The sequence below is a fragment of the Streptomyces sp. 7R007 genome, assembly GCF_054850255.1.
The window spans coordinates 177594-193766 of sequence record NZ_JBTWMV010000014.1; the positions used below are offsets into that span (position 1 = coordinate 177594).

Here is a 16173-nt window from a genome sequence, read left to right on the forward strand (position 1 = left end):
CTGCAGTACGTCATCGTTCGTGACCGCAGAGGCTATCCACTGTGCCGACAGTGCGACACGTGGATGGTGCCGGTCCGCCGGTCGACGCAGCCTTTGCCAGTGGGCTGGTAGGCGGCCGGCACGTCGATGTCGACGTTGCAGTGTCGGGTGCAGCGGGACGGGTGGGAAGACCGGTCAGGAATGGAGAAGCCCGGGCTGGGGAGCGGCCTTTAGCGTGAGGGTCATGACATCCACCGCATCTACCGCGTCCACCGCGTCCGCCGTGTCCGTCACCCTTGAGGTGGCAGATGTTGAGACCGCTCGCCGTTTCTACACCGCTTTCGGGGTGGAGGGGAGGATACGCCTGCAGACTGGCGAGGCGCCTTCCACCGGGTTCCGTGGCTTCACCCTGGCCCTGACGGTGTCCCAGCCGGCCACCGTCGACGCCTTCCTGGGCGCCGCCGTGGAGGCCGGCGCCAGGGTGCTCAAGCCCGCCGCGAAGTCGCTGTGGGGGTACGGCGGCGTGGTCCAGGCTCCGGACGGCACGATCTGGAAGGTGGCGACCTCGGCGAAGAAGGACACCGGCCCCGCGACCCGCGAGATCGACGAGATGGTCCTGCTGCTCGGCGTCGAGGATGTGAAGGCCAGCAAGCAGTTCTACGTCGATCGGGGCCTGAGTGTGGCCAGGAGCTTCGGCGGCAAATACGTTGAGTTCGCCGCCGGCCCGTCCAGCCCTGTCCGGCTGGCTCTGTACAAGCGCCGCGCCCTGGCCAAGGACCTCGGTGTCGCCGCCGACGGCACCGGCTCGCACCGCATCGTTGTGGGCGGCACCGCCGGTCCGTTCACCGACCCCGACGGATTCACCTGGACCACCGTCGCGCCGCTTGCCCCCACGCCGTCCTGACCGGCGCCTGCACCACTCCCACCCTCACCTGGCCTGCCGCCTCCCGGGTATGGGGGAAACCTGCCCTACAGCGCATGACGTTGTCCGCCCGGAACTCCGGTGCGAACGCCGGGTGGCAGAGCGGATTCACCGCCGGGGATCGGGCGGCGGTGAAGGGGCACGCCGTAGCCGTGGGGTCATCGCTGCCACCACCGCCTGGCCGGACGGGTTGTCGCACCGTGGAGGGACCCGCCGCCGCGGTCAGTCCTGCCCGGCGATTCTGGCCTTGATCCTGGGGTCGTTGGCGATGGCCGGCGGCAGGATGGTCCTGGAGTCGAGGGTGGCGGTCAGGAGTTGGGCCGCGCTCACCTTGGTGGTGTGGGTGGAGGTCCGGCCCACCTGTTTGCCGTTTACCGTCCGGTGGGCGGCGGTACGTAGATCCGCACCACGCAGGTCCGCGCCCTGGAGGCCGGCACCGGTGAGGTTCACGCCTCGCAGGTCGGCGTCGTGTAGATCCGCGCCGTGCAGATCGGCGTCGGCCAGGGTGGCGTCGACGAGGTCCGCCTTCGCAAGCCGGGCCTGGTCCAGCACGGCGTGATCGAGCCAGGCGTTGTCCAGCGAGCTTTCCCGCAGATCCGCCTGCGACAGTGTGGCGCCCGTGAGGTGTACGGCGACCAGGTAGGCGCCGCTGAGGTCCGAGTCGGGGAGGTTGGCGTCGGTGAGGTCGGCCCCGCTCAGGTTGGAGTCCGGTAGGTGGGCGACGTCCACCTGGGTGAGGTCTTCCTCGATGGTGCCGCTGCGCCGCGCGCTGCGCACGGCGAGGTGCGGCAGGCGGGTGTCGCGCAGATCGACCTCCGCGCTGCCGTCGTGACCCGGGTCGCGGCGCGCCAGCACCTCGAAGGCGGCCTGCACATCGGCCTCCGGGCGGCCGGTGAAGCCCGCGCTGTCCTTCCCGGTCTGGGGGGAGTGGGCGCGGATGTAGGCGGAGAGGACGTCCACGATGGACGCCTGATCGCGATGTGAGTCCTTCATGATGCGTTGCAGGGCGTAGATGCCGCCCAGCCGCACGTCGGACGAGGAGTTGCCCAGGTTGTCGATGGCGGCCGTGTAGCGGTCGGTGATCTGCCCTTCCCTGGTCGTCTGGGTCTCGCTGCGGTTGACCAGCACGCTGATGAGGACCGCCGCGATGGCCGCGAGCGCCGTCAGGGTGCCGCCGATCGCCGTGCCCAGCACCTCGATACGGCGTGTCCAGTCCCGTTCGCGTTCGCCGTTTGGGGGCTGGGGCGTCGGCGGCGGTGCGGTGGTGTCGTCGTCGTGCCGGGTGCCGTCGTGCCGGGTGCCGTCGGGCTGCGGGGCGGCCGGCTCGGGCGCGGCCGGTTCCGCCGGGTGCCGGCGCGCCGACCGCCGTTCGACAACACGGCGGAGCTGCCGCAGTCTGCTTTCCCGGGACGCCCTGGTTGCCACGTGTCTTGTCGTACCGGTCATGTGGGCGGAGCGCAGCCGTTTTTCCCGTCCTGTACTGCTTCTTGGATCTCGTTCACCGACTCGCCCCGTCGCCTGCACCCGGGCAGGCGCGCAGGCAGCGCCATCCGCCGACCGCGCGCCGCTGCTCTGTCGAGCTGATCGCGCCAGTAGGGCCGTGGCGTCCGCGAGGGTCGGCGGACTTGGGCCGGACGTGCGAGGGAGGACCGTCACTCGTTGCGCGGGTGCCCTTGTCCTGGTCGGTATGGCGTCTGCGGCGGAACCACGAGGCCAGTGACGTTCAAGCGGTGATCCAGGGGACGGTGGGCCGACCGAACAGGCCGGCAGACGCTGCGCATCCCCCGTGAGAGCTACCCGCACCGTCCCGTCGCGGGTGATTCGCGGGCGTCGGCCGATTCCTAGCGTGGTCATCAGGTCGGTCGCCGTCGGAGCGGCCGGCGCCGTAGGAGGCCATGATGAGCACGCCGTCCGCCGCGCACCACGACGCAGGGTCCCACCCGGACGATGAGGGAGGCGACCGAGACGGTCGTCTCAGCCGCATCGTGCGCGCTCCGCTCGGCTGGATGCTGACGGGCATGGTGGGCGTCGGCCTGGTCTCGGCCTTGACCGCGACCGGGCCGGGGCCGGTGCCGGTTGTGGGCGCGGCCGCCGCCATCGCCCTGTACGTCGTGGTGATGCGCCGGGTCGCACGACGCTCCACGCCGGAGATCGCGCGGCAGGGCGCCGGTCGGGAGGCGCTGCGCGGTGGCGCGTTCGGCCTGGGTTTCGTCCTGGTCTCCGTGCTGCTGATCACGGTGTGCGGCGGCTACTCGTTCTCCTGGGCGGGCAACGGCTTCTTCTCCGTCCTGTGGTCAGCCGCGATCGTGCAGGCCGGCGCCGCGGTCACCGAGGAGCTGATGTTCCGCGGCTTTGCCTTGCAGGCTCTGGAACAGCTGTGGGGCAGCCGTGCCGCCATCGTGATCACCGGGTTGTTCTTCGGCGTCGCTCACCTGGGTGCCCCGGGAGCCGGCGTCTGGAGCGCGCTCGCCATCGCCGTGGAGGCCGGTGTGATGCTGGGCGCCGCGTTCTTGTGGCGGCGTAACATCTGGTTCGTCGCCGGTCTGCACTTCGCCTGGAACACCGCCGAGCAACTGCTCGGCATCCCGGTCTCCGGACACACGCCCGAGGGCCTGTTCACCGTTGACGCCCACGGTTCCGCGATGCTCAACGGCGGGACCTTCGGCCTGGAGGCGTCGATGGTGCCCGTTCTCATCGGGGTGCTCCTCAGCGTACGGATGATCGTCCTCGCAGGCCGCAGCGGCGGTCTGCGGTCCCGGCGTCTCGTCCGGCGCTGAGAGACGGCAGCTCACCGGGCACCGGGTGATGAGGGGGAGGGGCACGTGATGTTTCGTCAGGGCCTGGCGCGGGCGCCGTGGTTGAGGGGGGTGCTCGTACGGTGGCAGGAGCGCAACACCTTCGCCAAGGACGGTGTCCTCGCCCTGGTGCTCACGCTGCTGGCCTTCGTACCGACCCTGTCGGCCATCGGGGCGCAGATCGGCGATCTGCGAGAGCGACCGGCGAACGTGCTGGGCGTCGGACTGGTCCTGGCCCAGACCCTGCCCCTGGCGGCCCGACGCCGTCTGCCTGCGGGCTGTCTGGCCGTCGTCGCCGTCGCGTTCGCCGTGCACCAGGCGCTGGGGTTCGCGACGACGTTCGGCAGCGTGGGGCTGTATCTGGCGCTGTACTCGGCCGGAGCCCACCAGGTGCGCTTCCGGGGAGGGCTGGCGGGCGTGGCGAGTGCGGGGTACGCGGTGCTCGCTGTCGTGCTGCACCGGTTCGGCTCCCCGCAGCACGTGACGGACTATCTCGCGTTCTACCTGGTGCTGGCCGCGGTATGGCTGGTGGGCAGCGGTGTGCGCCGGCGGCGCGGCGAGGAGACGCAACGGCGGCGGCTGGCCGCCGAGGTGGCGACGGCCGCCGAGCGGGCGCGCATCGCCAGGGAGTTGCACGACGTGGTGACCCATCACGTCACGGCCATGGTGGTGCAGGCGGACGCGGCACAGTTCTTGATCACCTCCGCGCCGGAGCGGGCCGCTACGGGCATGGCTTCGGTCAGCGACACCGGCCGGCGGGCCCTGACGGAACTGCGCTATCTGCTGGGGGTGTTGGAGGCGACGGGCGAGTCCACGACCGACGGTTCCGCGAGCCGGGTCCCCACTCCTGACGACTGCGCGCACAGCAGCCGCGGGCCCGCCCTCGGCCGGGTGGCAGACCTCGTCGAGCAGGCTCGCAAGGCGGGCCAGCCAATCGAGTTCAGCGAACGGGGCGAGCGGCGGCCCCGGAGTGTGGATGTGGAGCTGGCCGCGTACCGCGTGGCGCAGGAAGCGCTCACCAACGCGATGAAGTACGCGAGGGGGCAGCCGACGCGGCTCTTTCTGCTGCATGGCGAGAAGCACGTCGAGATCGGGGTGACCACCGACGGCCCCGTCACGTCACCGGCGGCCGTGCCGGCTCGCCGCCAGCCGGGTCTTGAGGGCGGACGGGGGCTGGCCGGGCTGCGGGCCCGGGTGCGGATGCTCGACGGGGAACTGCAGGCCGGCCCCCGGCCCGGAGGCGGGTTCGAGGTGCGTGCCACGATTCCGTCCGAGCCCGAACCCGAGCCCGTTCAGGAGTGACCTGTGAGTGATGCGCCCCCACCGATCCGTGTGCTCGTCTGCGACGACCAGGAACTGGTGCGGACCGGCTACGTCACCATCTTCTCCGCCCAGCCGGACATGGAGGTGGTCGGCGAGGCCGAGAACGGGCACGCGGCGGTGGAGGCCGCGCGGCGGCTGCGCCCCGACGTGGTCGTGATGGACATCCGGATGCCCCTGCTCGACGGCATCGAGGCGACCCGGCAGCTGGCCGGCCCCGGCGCGCAGGAGCCGCCGAAAGTGCTGGTCGTCACCACCTTCAACGTCGATGCCCATGTCTACGACGCGCTGCGCGCCGGAGCCAGCGGCTTCCTCCTCAAGGACGCGCCGCCGGCGGAGCTGGTGAACGGCATCCGGACCGTCGCCCGGGGCGAGGCCCTGCTGGCGCCCGCCGTCACCCGCCACCTCATCGGCCACTACGCCGAGCACCTGCGCCCGGCCGAATCCTCCCGGCCGGCCAGGGAGGACGTGGTACGCGCGCTGACGCCTCGGGAACTGGAGGTGCTGCGGCAGATGGCCGAGGGCTTGTCGAACGCGGAGATAGCGGCGCAGCTGTACATCACCCCCGAGACGGTCAAGACCTACGTCTCGCGGATCCTGGCCAAGCTGGCCCTGCGCGACCGGGTCCAGGCGGTCGTCCTGGCCTACCGGGTGGGTCTTGCCTCCGCCACCCCGTGAACCGGCCGATGCGTGGTGGGTCCGCCGGCTGCTCGGCCGACACCCTCTCCTGCCTTCGGCTGCGGCCCGCTCACGAGCACAGGGCGGGCGTACGGGCGCAGTTGGTGCCATGTGGGCGTCGGGGCCGCGCACTTCGTCGGCCGCGAACATGCCGACCTGCTTGTGCTCGTGACTCAGCGCGGGCTCCCGGTCCGGGGTGAGCACAGTGCAGCCGTAGGTGACGATCGCGACCCGCCGATCGGGCAGAGCCTCGGGCACAGGCCGATAGAGTCACACGTCCAGGAGGCGGGCCGCCTTCACCATCCAGGCGCCTGCCCAGAGTCACGCCCTTGACGGAGACGGGCCATGTGGCAGGCGTGTGACGCCATCGCTCTTGTCGCACTCAGGCGGATGGCCCACGGAGTCGAGCCCGCGTTCGCCCACCTGTGCTGGTCGCGACGCGGGCCACGAATCGCAGCTCGGTGTCCGGGAACCCGATGCGGCTGGGGACAATCGGTGATTGGCTGACGGCGCACCCTCCCATCCCCCAGCGGCGGAAACGCGTCGATCACCTCCGGAAGGACAACATCTTCTAGATGCCCACTGAGATGCGCAGTCGGTGCATACGGAGCGCGAGTTGGGTGTCGAGCGCCTCCGACTCCCGCCAGCCGCTGCCGAGTACGAGGTCGATGCGGTCCAGTCGCTTGAGCAGCGTGTTGAGATGGACGCGGAGGGCCCGTGCGGTCTGAGCCAGGCTTCCACGGTTCGCGAAGTAGGTCGCGGCCGTGGTGACGAGGTCAGTCGAGCGCTGTGCGTCGTAGGCGAGGAGGGGACCTATGGTGGCTGAGATGAAGCGGTCCAGTTCGTTGATGCGGTCAGGGGCGAAGAGGAGCGAGTAGAGGGCATAGTCACTTGTTGTGGCGCCGTGGTCGGTCTTGCCCAGAGCGAGTGCCAGGTCGAGGCACCTGCTCGCCGTCGTGAATGCTCGGGCCCAGTCGTGGTCCTGAACCTCTTCGCCTATGAGATTGATGTCGCGGTCGAGCTGCTGGCGTATGGCACGGTGTCCGTCCGCGACAGCCTTGTCGACGTCGTCAGCGTGCAGGAGCATGGTGGCTCGGCCCAGGTATTCACCGGCCAGGCCCGCGTGTTTGTGTGCGTACACGTGGAGTTGGCGTGACAGCTCAAGAGTGGCAACCGTCGTGGAGTCGGCGACCACGAGGAGGTTGAGCGCGTCGACATCGATGCCGCGCGCGCGTGTTCGCGCCCGCTGAGCCGCGCTGACGGCGGGGCTGTTGACCAGCAGCTCTGTCATCAGCTCGCCGCTGAGTCGCTCGGCCGCGTCAGCGACCGCGTTCTCCTTGAGAATCATGAGCGCGACGATGTGTGTGGCTCTTTCCAGCATGCGCAAGTCAGCCGAACTCGGGCTGGCAGGCCGACTCCAAACAAGAGCTCCGAGGTAGCTGTCTCCAGCCTGGACGACGGCGACGCTGTGCGTGACGGACGCGTCCTTCTGGGTCATGCATCGTCCCGTGCGACGCGCGCCCTCAAGGGCTTGCATGATGCCGGGCCACGCCGGACTGTCGCTGTCATGGAGCGTCTGGTCGACGCCTGCGCTCGCCAACAGCGTGTTGTCGCGGCCGAGGAAGATCACCGCCCCACCCATCTGATCGGCTAGGTGGCGGGCGACGTCCTTCGGTCCACCGCCCGTGAGGACGACATCGGTGAGCGCCTCGTGAACGGCTTGCGAGCGTTCGATCGTGGCAACGTGCTCTTCGATGACACGGTAGGCCGACTGCAGCTTCTCCAGGGCGGCGCGGCTTTGGTCGTACAGACGAGCGTTGTCGAGTGCGATCGCGGCGTGATCTGCGAATGCGCTGAAGAGTGCGATCTCTTCCGAGCTGAACGATCTCTCCGAGCGGTCGGCGGCGAACAGCGCGCCGACCGCCTGGCCGCGGACGAGCAAGGGCACCCCGAGCAGCGCGACCAGGCCTTCGCGTGCGACGAGCCTGTCGAAGGCGTGGACGTGATTGAGCTCGTCGGCGACGAGGTAGTTGCTGACCCAGATCGGCTTGCGCCGCTCGATCACCTGTCCTCCGAGTCCGGTGCCAGGAGGAATGCTGGCGGCCAGGAAGTCGGCGGAGATGGTGCCTTCCGAGGCGCGGACCGACAGTGCGTTGTCAGGACCGAGCAGGGACAGGTACGTGAAGTCCGTGCCGATGAGTCCGTGAGCGTGGCGCACGATCGACCGAAGCACATCATCGAGCTCACCCAGCGCAGTCAGTGACCTGGCGGTCGCGTAGAGCGACGACAGCTCGCGCTTGCGCCGGTGATGATAGGCCTGCGAGCTCTCGTCGGCGGGGGAAGGCGACGCTGTCGACGTCATCTCCTTCACATCCTCCCGTCACACCACCGTCATGGAGCGGTGTTGGAAACATGCACCACGTGGCGCATAGGAGTGGATTTTTCATACCTCTTCTACTGAAGGAACTGTACCTAATGTGACGCATGACGGAAGACACATCGAGGTGCCTGCGAGGAAACCCATGAAGCTTGAAACGCGCCTGGCCACAGGCGGGAAGACCACCCTCAGAAAGACCGGCCGTCAGCGGGCTCACAAGATCGCTCTGGCTGGATCCCTGGTTGCCATGGCGGCACTGGCCGCCGGTTGCACGGGCTCATCGTCAACAGCCGCCGGATCGTCGGGTACGGGCAACAGCGGCAGCGCCTCGGGAAAGACCGTCGACTTCATCGGCTACGGCAACACCAACCAGTGGGCTGCGTACTTCAACGGCATCTTCGAGAAGAAACTCAAGGCCGCCGACGTCAAGCTCAAGGACCTGACCACCATGGACGCAGGTACCGCGGTGCAGAACTTCAATCAGGCGATCGCGGACAAGCCCGACCTCATCGTGACCGCACTGCTCGACACGAAGTCGATGGCGGTTCCGATCGCCAAGGCGAAGCAGGCCGGTGTACCGGTGCTGGTCTTCGACGGCCGCCCCGATCCGAAGGTCGATGGTGATGTGCGTCAGGTCGTGAGCGACAACGTCGCACTGGGCAAGGCCGCTGCCGACAACATCATCGAGGGTCTCAAGGCTCAGGGGCGCAACTCCGGCAACGTGGTCGTCGTCACCGGCACCGCTTCCTCGCTGGTGACCCAGGATCGTATGCAGGGCTTCAACGCCGAGATGGCGACCGCTCCCGGCTACAAGGTGATCGAAACCCAGGACGGCAACTGGGACCCCACGCTGTCGGGCCAGATCGCGACCCAGCTGCTGGCGAAGCACAGCTGCAACGGGATCCAGGCTGCCTACGGCATGGCGGACTACATGGCACTGCCGATCATCGCCTCGGCCAAGCAGGCCGGCTGCGGGGTCGGTGGGAAGCACGGTCTGATCGTCACCAGCAGCAACTGCTTCAAGGCCGGCATCGATGCGATCAAGCAGGGCACCCTCTACGGCACCGCGACCGAGGACCCAGGCACGATCGCGAACCAGACGGCGGCCTACGTCCTGGACTACCTCAGCGGCAAGAACCCTCCGCGGAAGCAGACCGTCAAGGAAGAGCGGATCACCGCCGCCAACGTCGACCAGTACACCGCCCAGTGCAGCCACGCATGAGCGCCCAGCCTTACGACTCTCCGGCCGGCCCTCCACTGGTGAGCCTCACCGGCCTGCGCAAGACCTACGGCGACACGGTGGCCGTGCACGGCGCCGACCTCGTGCTCCGGGCGGGTGAGGTGCACGCCTTGTGCGGGCACAACGGCGCAGGCAAGAGCACGGTCGTCAAGATGCTCTCCGGACAGGAGAGCCCCGAAGCCGGCACCATCAGCATCGAAGGCGAGGTCGTCGAGCTGCGCAACAGGGGCAGCGCTCAGCTGGCGGGCATTGCGCTGGTCGATCAGGAGCTCAGCGTCGTGCCGGCCCTGACGGTGGCCGAGAATCTCTTTCTCGGCGATCGCAGCGCCGGGTGGCTGTACCGGCGCCGGCAGGAACGGGCTCGTGCTCGCGACATGCTCGACGAGATGGGGCTCGCGCACGTGCACCCCGACCAGCCACTCCGCTCGCTGGGACTCGGCGAGCGACAACTGGTCGAAATCGCCAGGGCCATGGGCCAGCGTGCCCGCGTGGTCATCCTCGACGAGCCGACCGCGACGCTCAGCGATGTCGAGAGTGAGCGGGTCTATGCGGCCGTACGCCGCGTAGCCGCCGCTGGCTGCTCCGTGCTCTTCGTCTCCCACAGGCTCGGCGAGGTGCTCCAGTTGTGCGACCGGGTGACGGTCATGCGCGATGGCCGCGTCGTGAGCGTGGCCGACACAGCGAAACTCACCGTCCAGAGCCTGATCAGGCACATCCTTGGCGAGACGCCGGAGAACGGTCCGAAGCGACCGGTGGACGTCGGCGAGGTAGCGCTGCAACTCCAGGCGATCGCTGTGCCCGGACGGTTCGAGAGCCTCTCCCTCGACGCTCGTGCCGGGACTGTCTACGCCCTGGCCGGCCAAGTGGGCTCAGGTGCTTCCGAGGTGCTGCGCGCCATAGCCGGTCTTGAGCCGGCGATGCGCGGGCGCGTCAGCGTCGGCGGACGGCAGTTGACTGCCGGTGATCCCGTCGCTGCATCGAAAGGCGGCATCGCGTTCGCCTCCAACGACCGAAAGTCCGAGGGCCTGTTCCTGCGACGCCCCGTCGGCACGAACCTCATGGCCACGAGGATTCCGGCCTTCACCCGAGCCGGCGCGATCCGTAGCCGGGCGTGGCGAGACTGCGAGCGCCGGCTTGCGGCGTCCTGCGGACTGCAGGAGCGCCTGGGGGTCGCGGTCGGCGACCTCAGCGGTGGCAACCAGCAGAAGGTGTTCGTCGCACGGGCGCTCGGACGCCCGGACGTGAAAGTGCTACTCCTGGACGAACCCACCCGCGGCGTGGACGTTGGCGGGCGGGCGGCCATCCACCGGCTCGTCCGCCAGGCCGCGGCTGATGGGATGACGGTCTTGTTCGCGTCCACCGAGCTCGACGAGCTTGTGGAGCTCGCCGACGTCGTCGTCACGTTCTACAAGGGCGAGGTCGTCGCCCGGCACGACGGCGTGGCCTCCGGGGACGCGCTGCTCTTCGAGATGACCCACGGCACCGCCGTGCACGAGGTGGGAGGCGCCCGGTGAGTACTGTGCAGACACCCCTGGACACCGCGGACACAGCCACGGGAGGCACCCGGCGCGCGGTCGCCTGGAGCGATGCTGTCGCCGCCCTTGCTCTCGTCGCCCTTCTGGCTCTTGGCGCGGCGACGCACCGCTTCTACACCCTCGACAATCTACGTGCGGTACTCACCTCTGCCAGCCTCGTCGGCATCGCCGCTCTCGGGCTGACCCTCATCGTGATCGCCGGGACGTCGGTCTCCCTCGCGATCTCCGAGACGGCCTCGGTGTGCGCCATGGTGTTCCTCGCGACCCAGTCGTGGGGCCTGGTTCCCTCGCTGCTGGCCACGCTCGCCGCCGGCGCGGCCATCACCGCGCTGCAAGGCTTGGCAGTCGGATACGGTGAGGCCAACCCCATCGTGCTGAGCATCGCCGCCGGCTTCGCTCTGGTCGGCGTGGCGACCTGGGTCACCGGAGGCACCTCGGTTGCTCCTCAGGGCGCGGGGTACATCCACCTCAATGCGACGCCGGGCGGCATTGCGTTGAGTGTCTACGTACTCGTGGCCTTCACCATCCTCCTCGAACTCTTGCTCCGCCGATCAGGCTTCGGCAGGACGCTCTACCTCACGGGTGAGAACCGGCGCGCGGCCACTGCGGCCGGCCTTGCCGTCGGACGCACCATCACCATCGCCTGGCTTCTGGCCGGCGCCCTGTTCGCGGTCGCGGCCTCCTTCAGCGGCGCTTTCAACACCACCGCAAACATCAACCTCGGAGGCACCCTGACGTTCGACGCGATCGCCGCTGTCCTCGCCGGCGGCACCCCGATCGCCGGAGGAAGCGGCTCAGCAGTCCGCACACTGGGCGGAGCCGTGCTGATCGCCGCCCTCTCCGACGTCCTGCTTCTGCGCGGCTACAGCACCGGGGCACAGGTCGCGGTCAAGGGACTGATCGTGCTCGCCATCGTGGTCGTGGTCCACCTCCGGTCTCGCCAAGGAGCCCGATGATGTCCCGAACCTGGATCGCCCGGTCCTTCCTGAGCCGACCTCAGCGCCTGCTGCCGACCAGCACACTGGGCATCGCCTTGCTGGCCTACCTGGCACTGCCCCTCTACTCAGGCGGGCCGCCACTGGCCTTCGACACCTTCAACGCACTGCAGTACTTCGCACGCCTCGCCCCACTGGTGCTGGGCCTGGGGCTCACGATGTTCGCCGGAGAGTTCGATCTTTCGATCGTCGGCACCTACGCCCTGGGGGGCATGCTCGCAGTGCAGTACGGCGGCGTCCACTGGGTCATCGGCATAGCCGTCGCCCTCGCGGCCGGCGCCGTGATCGGCGCTGTCCAAGGCACCATCGTCGCCCGGTTCAACATCTCCTCCATGCCGGTCACCCTGGGGACCTACATCGCACTCCTGGGTCTGACCAAGTCGATCTCCGGCGGGCTGAGCAAGACCTATGACAACATCTCGGTGACGCTGTGGGTCGACAGGCAGATCGCCGTAGTTTTCTCGCCCCGAAGCCTGCTCGTGCTCGCCGCCTTCGCGGTCGTCGGCTTGATTCTCGGCTGCTCACGCTGGGGACGAGAAATCCGCGCCATCGGATCGGACCGCCGGGCCAGCCGGGTCTCCGGGGTACGCGCCGACCGCCTGCTCATCGGCCTGTTCGCCACCTCGGGTGTGCTTGCCGCGGCCTCCGGCGCCCTGCTCAACTTCAGCCTGGGCGCGGCCAACCCCGATCCTGGAACCCAGCCGCTGATCCTGGCCGCTGTCGGCGCGCTGCTTGGCGGGGTCTCACTGGCCGGCGGCCGGGGCAGTGTCGCCGGCCTCCTGGCCGGGGCACTGACGGTGTCCCTGCTCGCCCAGATCGTCACCGCTGCCGGCCTGCAGAGCTACCTCGCCCAGCTCTTCTACGCCGCATTGCTGCTCCTCATCGTCGCCATCGAAGCGCCGGGTCTACGCCGGGCCTGGACCCGATCCTCCGTCAGGCTGCACTCACGCCGCTCAGCGGACCTCGCCCGGCCGACCGACTCGAGAAAGGTCGCATCATGACCACACCCACCCGGCTCTATACGGGCTTCCGCTTTCCCGAAGGAGGCCGCTGGCATGACGGTCGACTCTGGTTCTCCGACATGCACACCGGAGAGATCTTCCGCGTCGATCCGGGCGGCGGCCAGCTACCGGAAGTCGTCACCCGCATCGACGACCAGCCCTCCGGCCTCGGCTGGCTGGCTGACGGATCCCTGCTGATCAGCTCGATGCTGCGCCGAGTCGTGCTCAAGGACGACCTGAACGGCAGTCAGAGTGTCCACGCCGATCTGTCCGCGATGACGGACGCACCCATCAACGACATGGTCGTGGACGAGTCCGGCACCGCCTACCTCGGAGGTTTCGGCTACGACCTGTACGCCGGCGCGCCGCAGGAGCCCGGTCCCCTCTTCGCGATCTCGCCGGCGGGGGAGGCGTGCGTGGCGGAATCCGACATGGTCTTCCCCAACGGCTCAGTGATCCTGCCCGGCACCAGGACTCTCGTAGTGGCCGAGACCTGGGCAGCGCGTCTGACTGCCTTCGACATCGGCGAGGACGGCGAGTTGAGCGGGAAGCGTCTGTGGGCGCCGCTGCCGGCCGGCTCCACGCCCGACGGCCTGTGCGTCGATGTCGAGGGCGGTGTGTGGGTGTCGTGCATCGTCAACGGTCGCTTCATCCGCGTCGTGGCCGGCGGCGAGGTCACCAACGTCGTCGACGTGCCAGGCCGTTGTGCGGCTGACTGTGTACTCGGCGGCCACGACGGGCGCAGCCTCTATCTGCTCACCTCCAACAGCTGGCAGCCCGCGGAGACCGAGGAACGGCAGGGCTGGATCGAGACCGTCCGCGTCGACGTCCCCGGCCGACCGTAGCCCTCATATCCCTGATCACTCCCAGCTGGCTATCACTCCGTGCCGTGCCTCGGGAGTATCCGTTGACCGAAAGAGATACCTATGCCTGACCAGTCCCGCGTCGCGATCGTGACCGGAGCCGCCCGCGGTATCGGTGCAGCCGTTGCCCGACGCCTCGCCGGAGACGGCCACCGCGTAGCCGTAGTCGACCTCGATGCCGCCTCCTGCACACCGGTTGTCGACGCCATCGTCGCTGCCGGCGGCTCCGCCATCGGGCTGGGAGCCGACATCAGTGAAGAGGCGGCTGTCAACGCGGCGGTCCAGGAGTGTGCCGAGAGGCTCGGTGCACCCACGATCCTGATCAACAACGCCGGCATCACTCGCGACAACCTCTTGTTCAAGATGACCACCGCGGACTGGGACAGCGTGATGAGTGTCCACCTGCGTGGAAGCTTCCTGATGAGCCGGGCGGTACAGCGCTGGATGGTCCAGGAGCGATGGGGACGGATCGTTTCCATGTCGAGCACCTCGGCCCTCGGCAACCGCGGTCAGGCCAATTACGCGGCGGCCAAGGCCGGTCTGCAGGGTTTCACCAAAACCCTCGCCATTGAGCTCGGGCGTTTCGGGATCACCGTCAACGCGATTGCCCCCGGATTCATCGCCACCGACATGCTCGAGGCCACCGCAGCACGCATGGGCAAGTCGTACGACGAACTGCTCGCCGAGTTCGCCGGCGACATCCCGGTCGGCCGCACGGGCACGGTCGACGACATCGCCGCAGCAGTGTCCTTCTTCGTCAAGGACGAGGCATCCTTCACCACCGGTCAGACCCTTTATGTCGCGGGTGGTCCCCGATGCTGAGCGCAGACGACAACCTCGGCCCCAGCGACGTCATGACGGGACTCATGCAGCCGCGTCCGCTGACCATCGCGCACATCCTGGAACGCGCCGAGCTGCTGTACTCCCACAAGCTCGTCGTCAGCGCCGGCACCGAGCAACTCACCTACGCCGATGTCACCGACCACGCTCGGCGCCTCGCCACCGTGCTGGACAAGCTCGAAGTGCCCCGCGGCGCCCGGGTCGCAACCTTCGCGAGCAACAACCGGCGCCATCTCGAGCTCTATCTCGCGGTGCCGGCCACCAAGCGGGTCCTGCACACCATCAACATCCGGCTCAGCGCTGACCACATCGAGTTCATCGTCAACCATGCCAAGGACGACGTGATCTTCGTCGACCGGGCGCTCCTGCCACGGATCTGGCCCAGCGTCGCACGGATGCCAAGGGTGCGGCACTGGGTCGTGCTCCCGGACGGCAGCGACGTCGCGATCCCCGCGGATCCGCGCATCTGTGACTACGACGAACTGATCTCCGGTGCTGATGCCTTCGCGGGCTCGTTCGAGGAGACCTTCACGCTCGCAGACGAGCACCTTGCCTCAGGCCTGTGCTACACCTCCGGTACCACAGGACCGCCCAAGGGCGTGCTCTACAGCCACCGTTCGACGGTCCTGCACTGCCTGGGCACCCTCGCTGCCGGCTTCATCGGCCTGAGCGAGAACGATGTCGTCATGCCGATCGTGCCGATGTTCCACGCCAACGCCTGGGGTCTGCCCTACGGCGCGATGATGGCCGGGGCCTCGCTCGTGCTGCCGGGACTGTCCGCTGAACCCGGGCATCTGCTCCAGCTCATGGAGACCGAACGGGTGAGCATCGCCGCAGCAGTGCCCACCGTATGGACCAGCCTGACTCCTGAGCTCTCGGCTCACGACCTGAGCGCCGTGCGCTTCCTGCTGGGCGGCGGCTCCGCGGTCCCGGACTCGCTGTCGGAGGCATATCGCACTGCCGTCGGCGTGCCCATCACCCACTCATGGGGGATGACCGAGGTCAGCCCCGTCGGAGCCATCGGCGGCACTCGCAGCCAGCACCGGCCGCTCAGTGCCAAGGAGCAAACCGCTGTGCGTGCCGCCCAGGGCCAGCCGCTCCCGCTGGTGAACATGCGGCTCCTGGACATCGAGACCGGCGAGAAGCTGCCCCGTGACGGCCACTCCGTCGGCGAACTGCAGGTCGCCGGTCCCTGGGTGGCAGGTGGCTACTTCCGTGTCGAGGCAGACGACAGCTTCACCGAAGACGGATGGTTGCGCACCGGCGATCTGGCCACCATCGATGCCGACGGCTACCTGCGGATCGTGGACCGGATGAAGGACCTGATCAAGTCCGGAGGTGAATGGATCTCCTCGGTCGAGCTGGAGACTGCGATCGCCTCCCACCCCGACGTCGTGGAAGTCGCTGTGATCGCCCGACCGGACCCGCGCTGGACGGAGAGACCTGTCGCCTACGTCGCCCTGTGCGAGGGCAGCGCGACCAGCGCTGAGGACCTGCTGCAGCACATCTCTCCCATGGTGGCGAAGTGGTGGCTGCCCGACGAGTTCATTTTCATGTCCACCCTGCCCAAGACCGGCACGGGCAAGCTGTCGAAGACCGCCCTTCGGGCCTCGACCCGCATCGCATGA

At 68.6% G+C, this 16173-nt stretch carries 13 protein-coding genes; 11 read left to right on the top strand and 2 right to left on the bottom strand.

The annotated features are described in order from the left end of the window. The first annotated feature begins 223 nt into the window (after positions 1-223). The gene (locus tag ACYF6T_RS20470) at positions 224-883 is read left to right on the top strand and encodes a glyoxalase (RefSeq protein WP_461698269.1); all 660 of its coding nucleotides are present in this window, start codon (positions 224-226) and stop codon (positions 881-883) included. 240 nt (positions 884-1123) lie between these two features. Here ACYF6T_RS20470 and ACYF6T_RS20475 read toward each other — a convergent pair whose 3' ends face one another. Then, positions 1124-2326 (bottom strand): pentapeptide repeat-containing protein, encoded by a 1203-nt coding sequence (locus tag ACYF6T_RS20475; RefSeq protein ID WP_461698234.1) that lies wholly within the window; start codon positions 2324-2326, stop codon positions 1124-1126. Between the two features lie 560 nt (positions 2327-2886). Between ACYF6T_RS20475 and ACYF6T_RS20480 the strand changes: the two genes are divergently transcribed. The 3 genes from ACYF6T_RS20480 to ACYF6T_RS20490 are packed head-to-tail and all read left to right on the top strand — an operon-like array spanning position 2887 to position 5694. Beyond that, on the top strand, positions 2887-3678 hold the full coding sequence (locus tag ACYF6T_RS20480; protein WP_461698235.1) for a lysostaphin resistance A-like protein: 792 nt from the start codon (positions 2887-2889) through the stop codon (positions 3676-3678). 48 nt (positions 3679-3726) lie between these two features. Beyond that, entirely contained in the window at positions 3727-4998 is a 1272-nt protein-coding gene (locus ACYF6T_RS20485) for a sensor histidine kinase (protein WP_461698270.1), read from the top strand. Positions 4999-5001: 3 nt separating this feature from the next. Continuing rightward, a complete protein-coding gene (locus ACYF6T_RS20490) occupies positions 5002-5694 on the top strand; it encodes a response regulator (protein WP_461698236.1) in 693 nt (230 codons plus the stop codon). A 571-nt stretch (positions 5695-6265) separates the two neighbouring features. Here ACYF6T_RS20490 and ACYF6T_RS20495 read toward each other — a convergent pair. After that, positions 6266-8056 (bottom strand): helix-turn-helix domain-containing protein, encoded by a 1791-nt coding sequence (locus tag ACYF6T_RS20495; RefSeq protein WP_461698237.1) that lies wholly within the window; start codon positions 8054-8056, stop codon positions 6266-6268. Positions 8057-8216: 160 nt separating this feature from the next. Here ACYF6T_RS20495 and ACYF6T_RS20500 point away from each other — a divergent pair, with 160 nt between their 5' ends. The 7 genes from ACYF6T_RS20500 to ACYF6T_RS20530 all read left to right on the top strand — a co-directional run bounded on the left by ACYF6T_RS20500 (position 8217) and on the right by ACYF6T_RS20530 (position 16173). Continuing rightward, positions 8217-9293, top strand: coding sequence for a sugar ABC transporter substrate-binding protein (locus tag ACYF6T_RS20500; RefSeq protein WP_461698238.1), 1077 nt, complete (start codon positions 8217-8219; stop codon positions 9291-9293). A 38-nt stretch (positions 9294-9331) separates the two neighbouring features. After that, on the top strand, positions 9332-10825 hold the full coding sequence (locus tag ACYF6T_RS20505; RefSeq protein WP_461698239.1) for a sugar ABC transporter ATP-binding protein: 1494 nt from the start codon (positions 9332-9334) through the stop codon (positions 10823-10825). Continuing rightward, a complete protein-coding gene (locus ACYF6T_RS20510) occupies positions 10822-11802 on the top strand; it encodes an ABC transporter permease (protein WP_461698240.1) in 981 nt (326 codons plus the stop codon). Before ACYF6T_RS20505 ends, ACYF6T_RS20510 begins: the two co-directional genes overlap by 4 nt. Then, the gene (locus ACYF6T_RS20515) at positions 11799-12842 is read left to right on the top strand and encodes an ABC transporter permease (protein ID WP_461698241.1); all 1044 of its coding nucleotides are present in this window, start codon (positions 11799-11801) and stop codon (positions 12840-12842) included. The genes ACYF6T_RS20510 and ACYF6T_RS20515 overlap by 4 nt, the downstream gene beginning before the upstream one ends. Continuing rightward, a complete protein-coding gene (locus ACYF6T_RS20520) occupies positions 12839-13687 on the top strand; it encodes an SMP-30/gluconolactonase/LRE family protein (RefSeq protein WP_461698242.1) in 849 nt (282 codons plus the stop codon). Before ACYF6T_RS20515 ends, ACYF6T_RS20520 begins: the two co-directional genes overlap by 4 nt. An 81-nt stretch (positions 13688-13768) precedes the next feature. Continuing rightward, a complete protein-coding gene (gene fabG / locus ACYF6T_RS20525) occupies positions 13769-14527 on the top strand; it encodes a 3-oxoacyl-ACP reductase FabG (protein ID WP_461698243.1) in 759 nt (252 codons plus the stop codon). Then, positions 14521-16173 (top strand): long-chain fatty acid--CoA ligase, encoded by a 1653-nt coding sequence (locus ACYF6T_RS20530; RefSeq protein WP_461698244.1) that lies wholly within the window; start codon positions 14521-14523, stop codon positions 16171-16173. The genes fabG and ACYF6T_RS20530 overlap by 7 nt, the downstream gene beginning before the upstream one ends.

What these genes read in the sequence shown, in the direction of transcription:
- ACYF6T_RS20470 (WP_461698269.1), top strand. Translation starts at nt 224, where the DNA reads ATGACATCCACCGCATCTACCGCGTCCACCGCGTCCGCCGTGTCCGTC.
- ACYF6T_RS20485 (WP_461698270.1), top strand. Translation starts at nt 3,727, where the DNA reads ATGTTTCGTCAGGGCCTGGCGCGGGCGCCGTGGTTGAGGGGGGTGCTC.
- ACYF6T_RS20495 (WP_461698237.1), bottom strand. Translation starts at nt 8,056, where the DNA reads ATGACGTCGACAGCGTCGCCTTCCCCCGCCGACGAGAGCTCGCAGGCC.
- ACYF6T_RS20500 (WP_461698238.1), top strand. Translation starts at nt 8,217, where the DNA reads ATGAAGCTTGAAACGCGCCTGGCCACAGGCGGGAAGACCACCCTCAGA.
- ACYF6T_RS20515 (WP_461698241.1), top strand. Translation starts at nt 11,799, where the DNA reads ATGATGTCCCGAACCTGGATCGCCCGGTCCTTCCTGAGCCGACCTCAG.
- ACYF6T_RS20520 (WP_461698242.1), top strand. Translation starts at nt 12,839, where the DNA reads ATGACCACACCCACCCGGCTCTATACGGGCTTCCGCTTTCCCGAAGGA.
- fabG (WP_461698243.1), top strand. Translation starts at nt 13,769, where the DNA reads ATGCCTGACCAGTCCCGCGTCGCGATCGTGACCGGAGCCGCCCGCGGT.
- ACYF6T_RS20530 (WP_461698244.1), top strand. Translation starts at nt 14,521, where the DNA reads ATGCTGAGCGCAGACGACAACCTCGGCCCCAGCGACGTCATGACGGGA.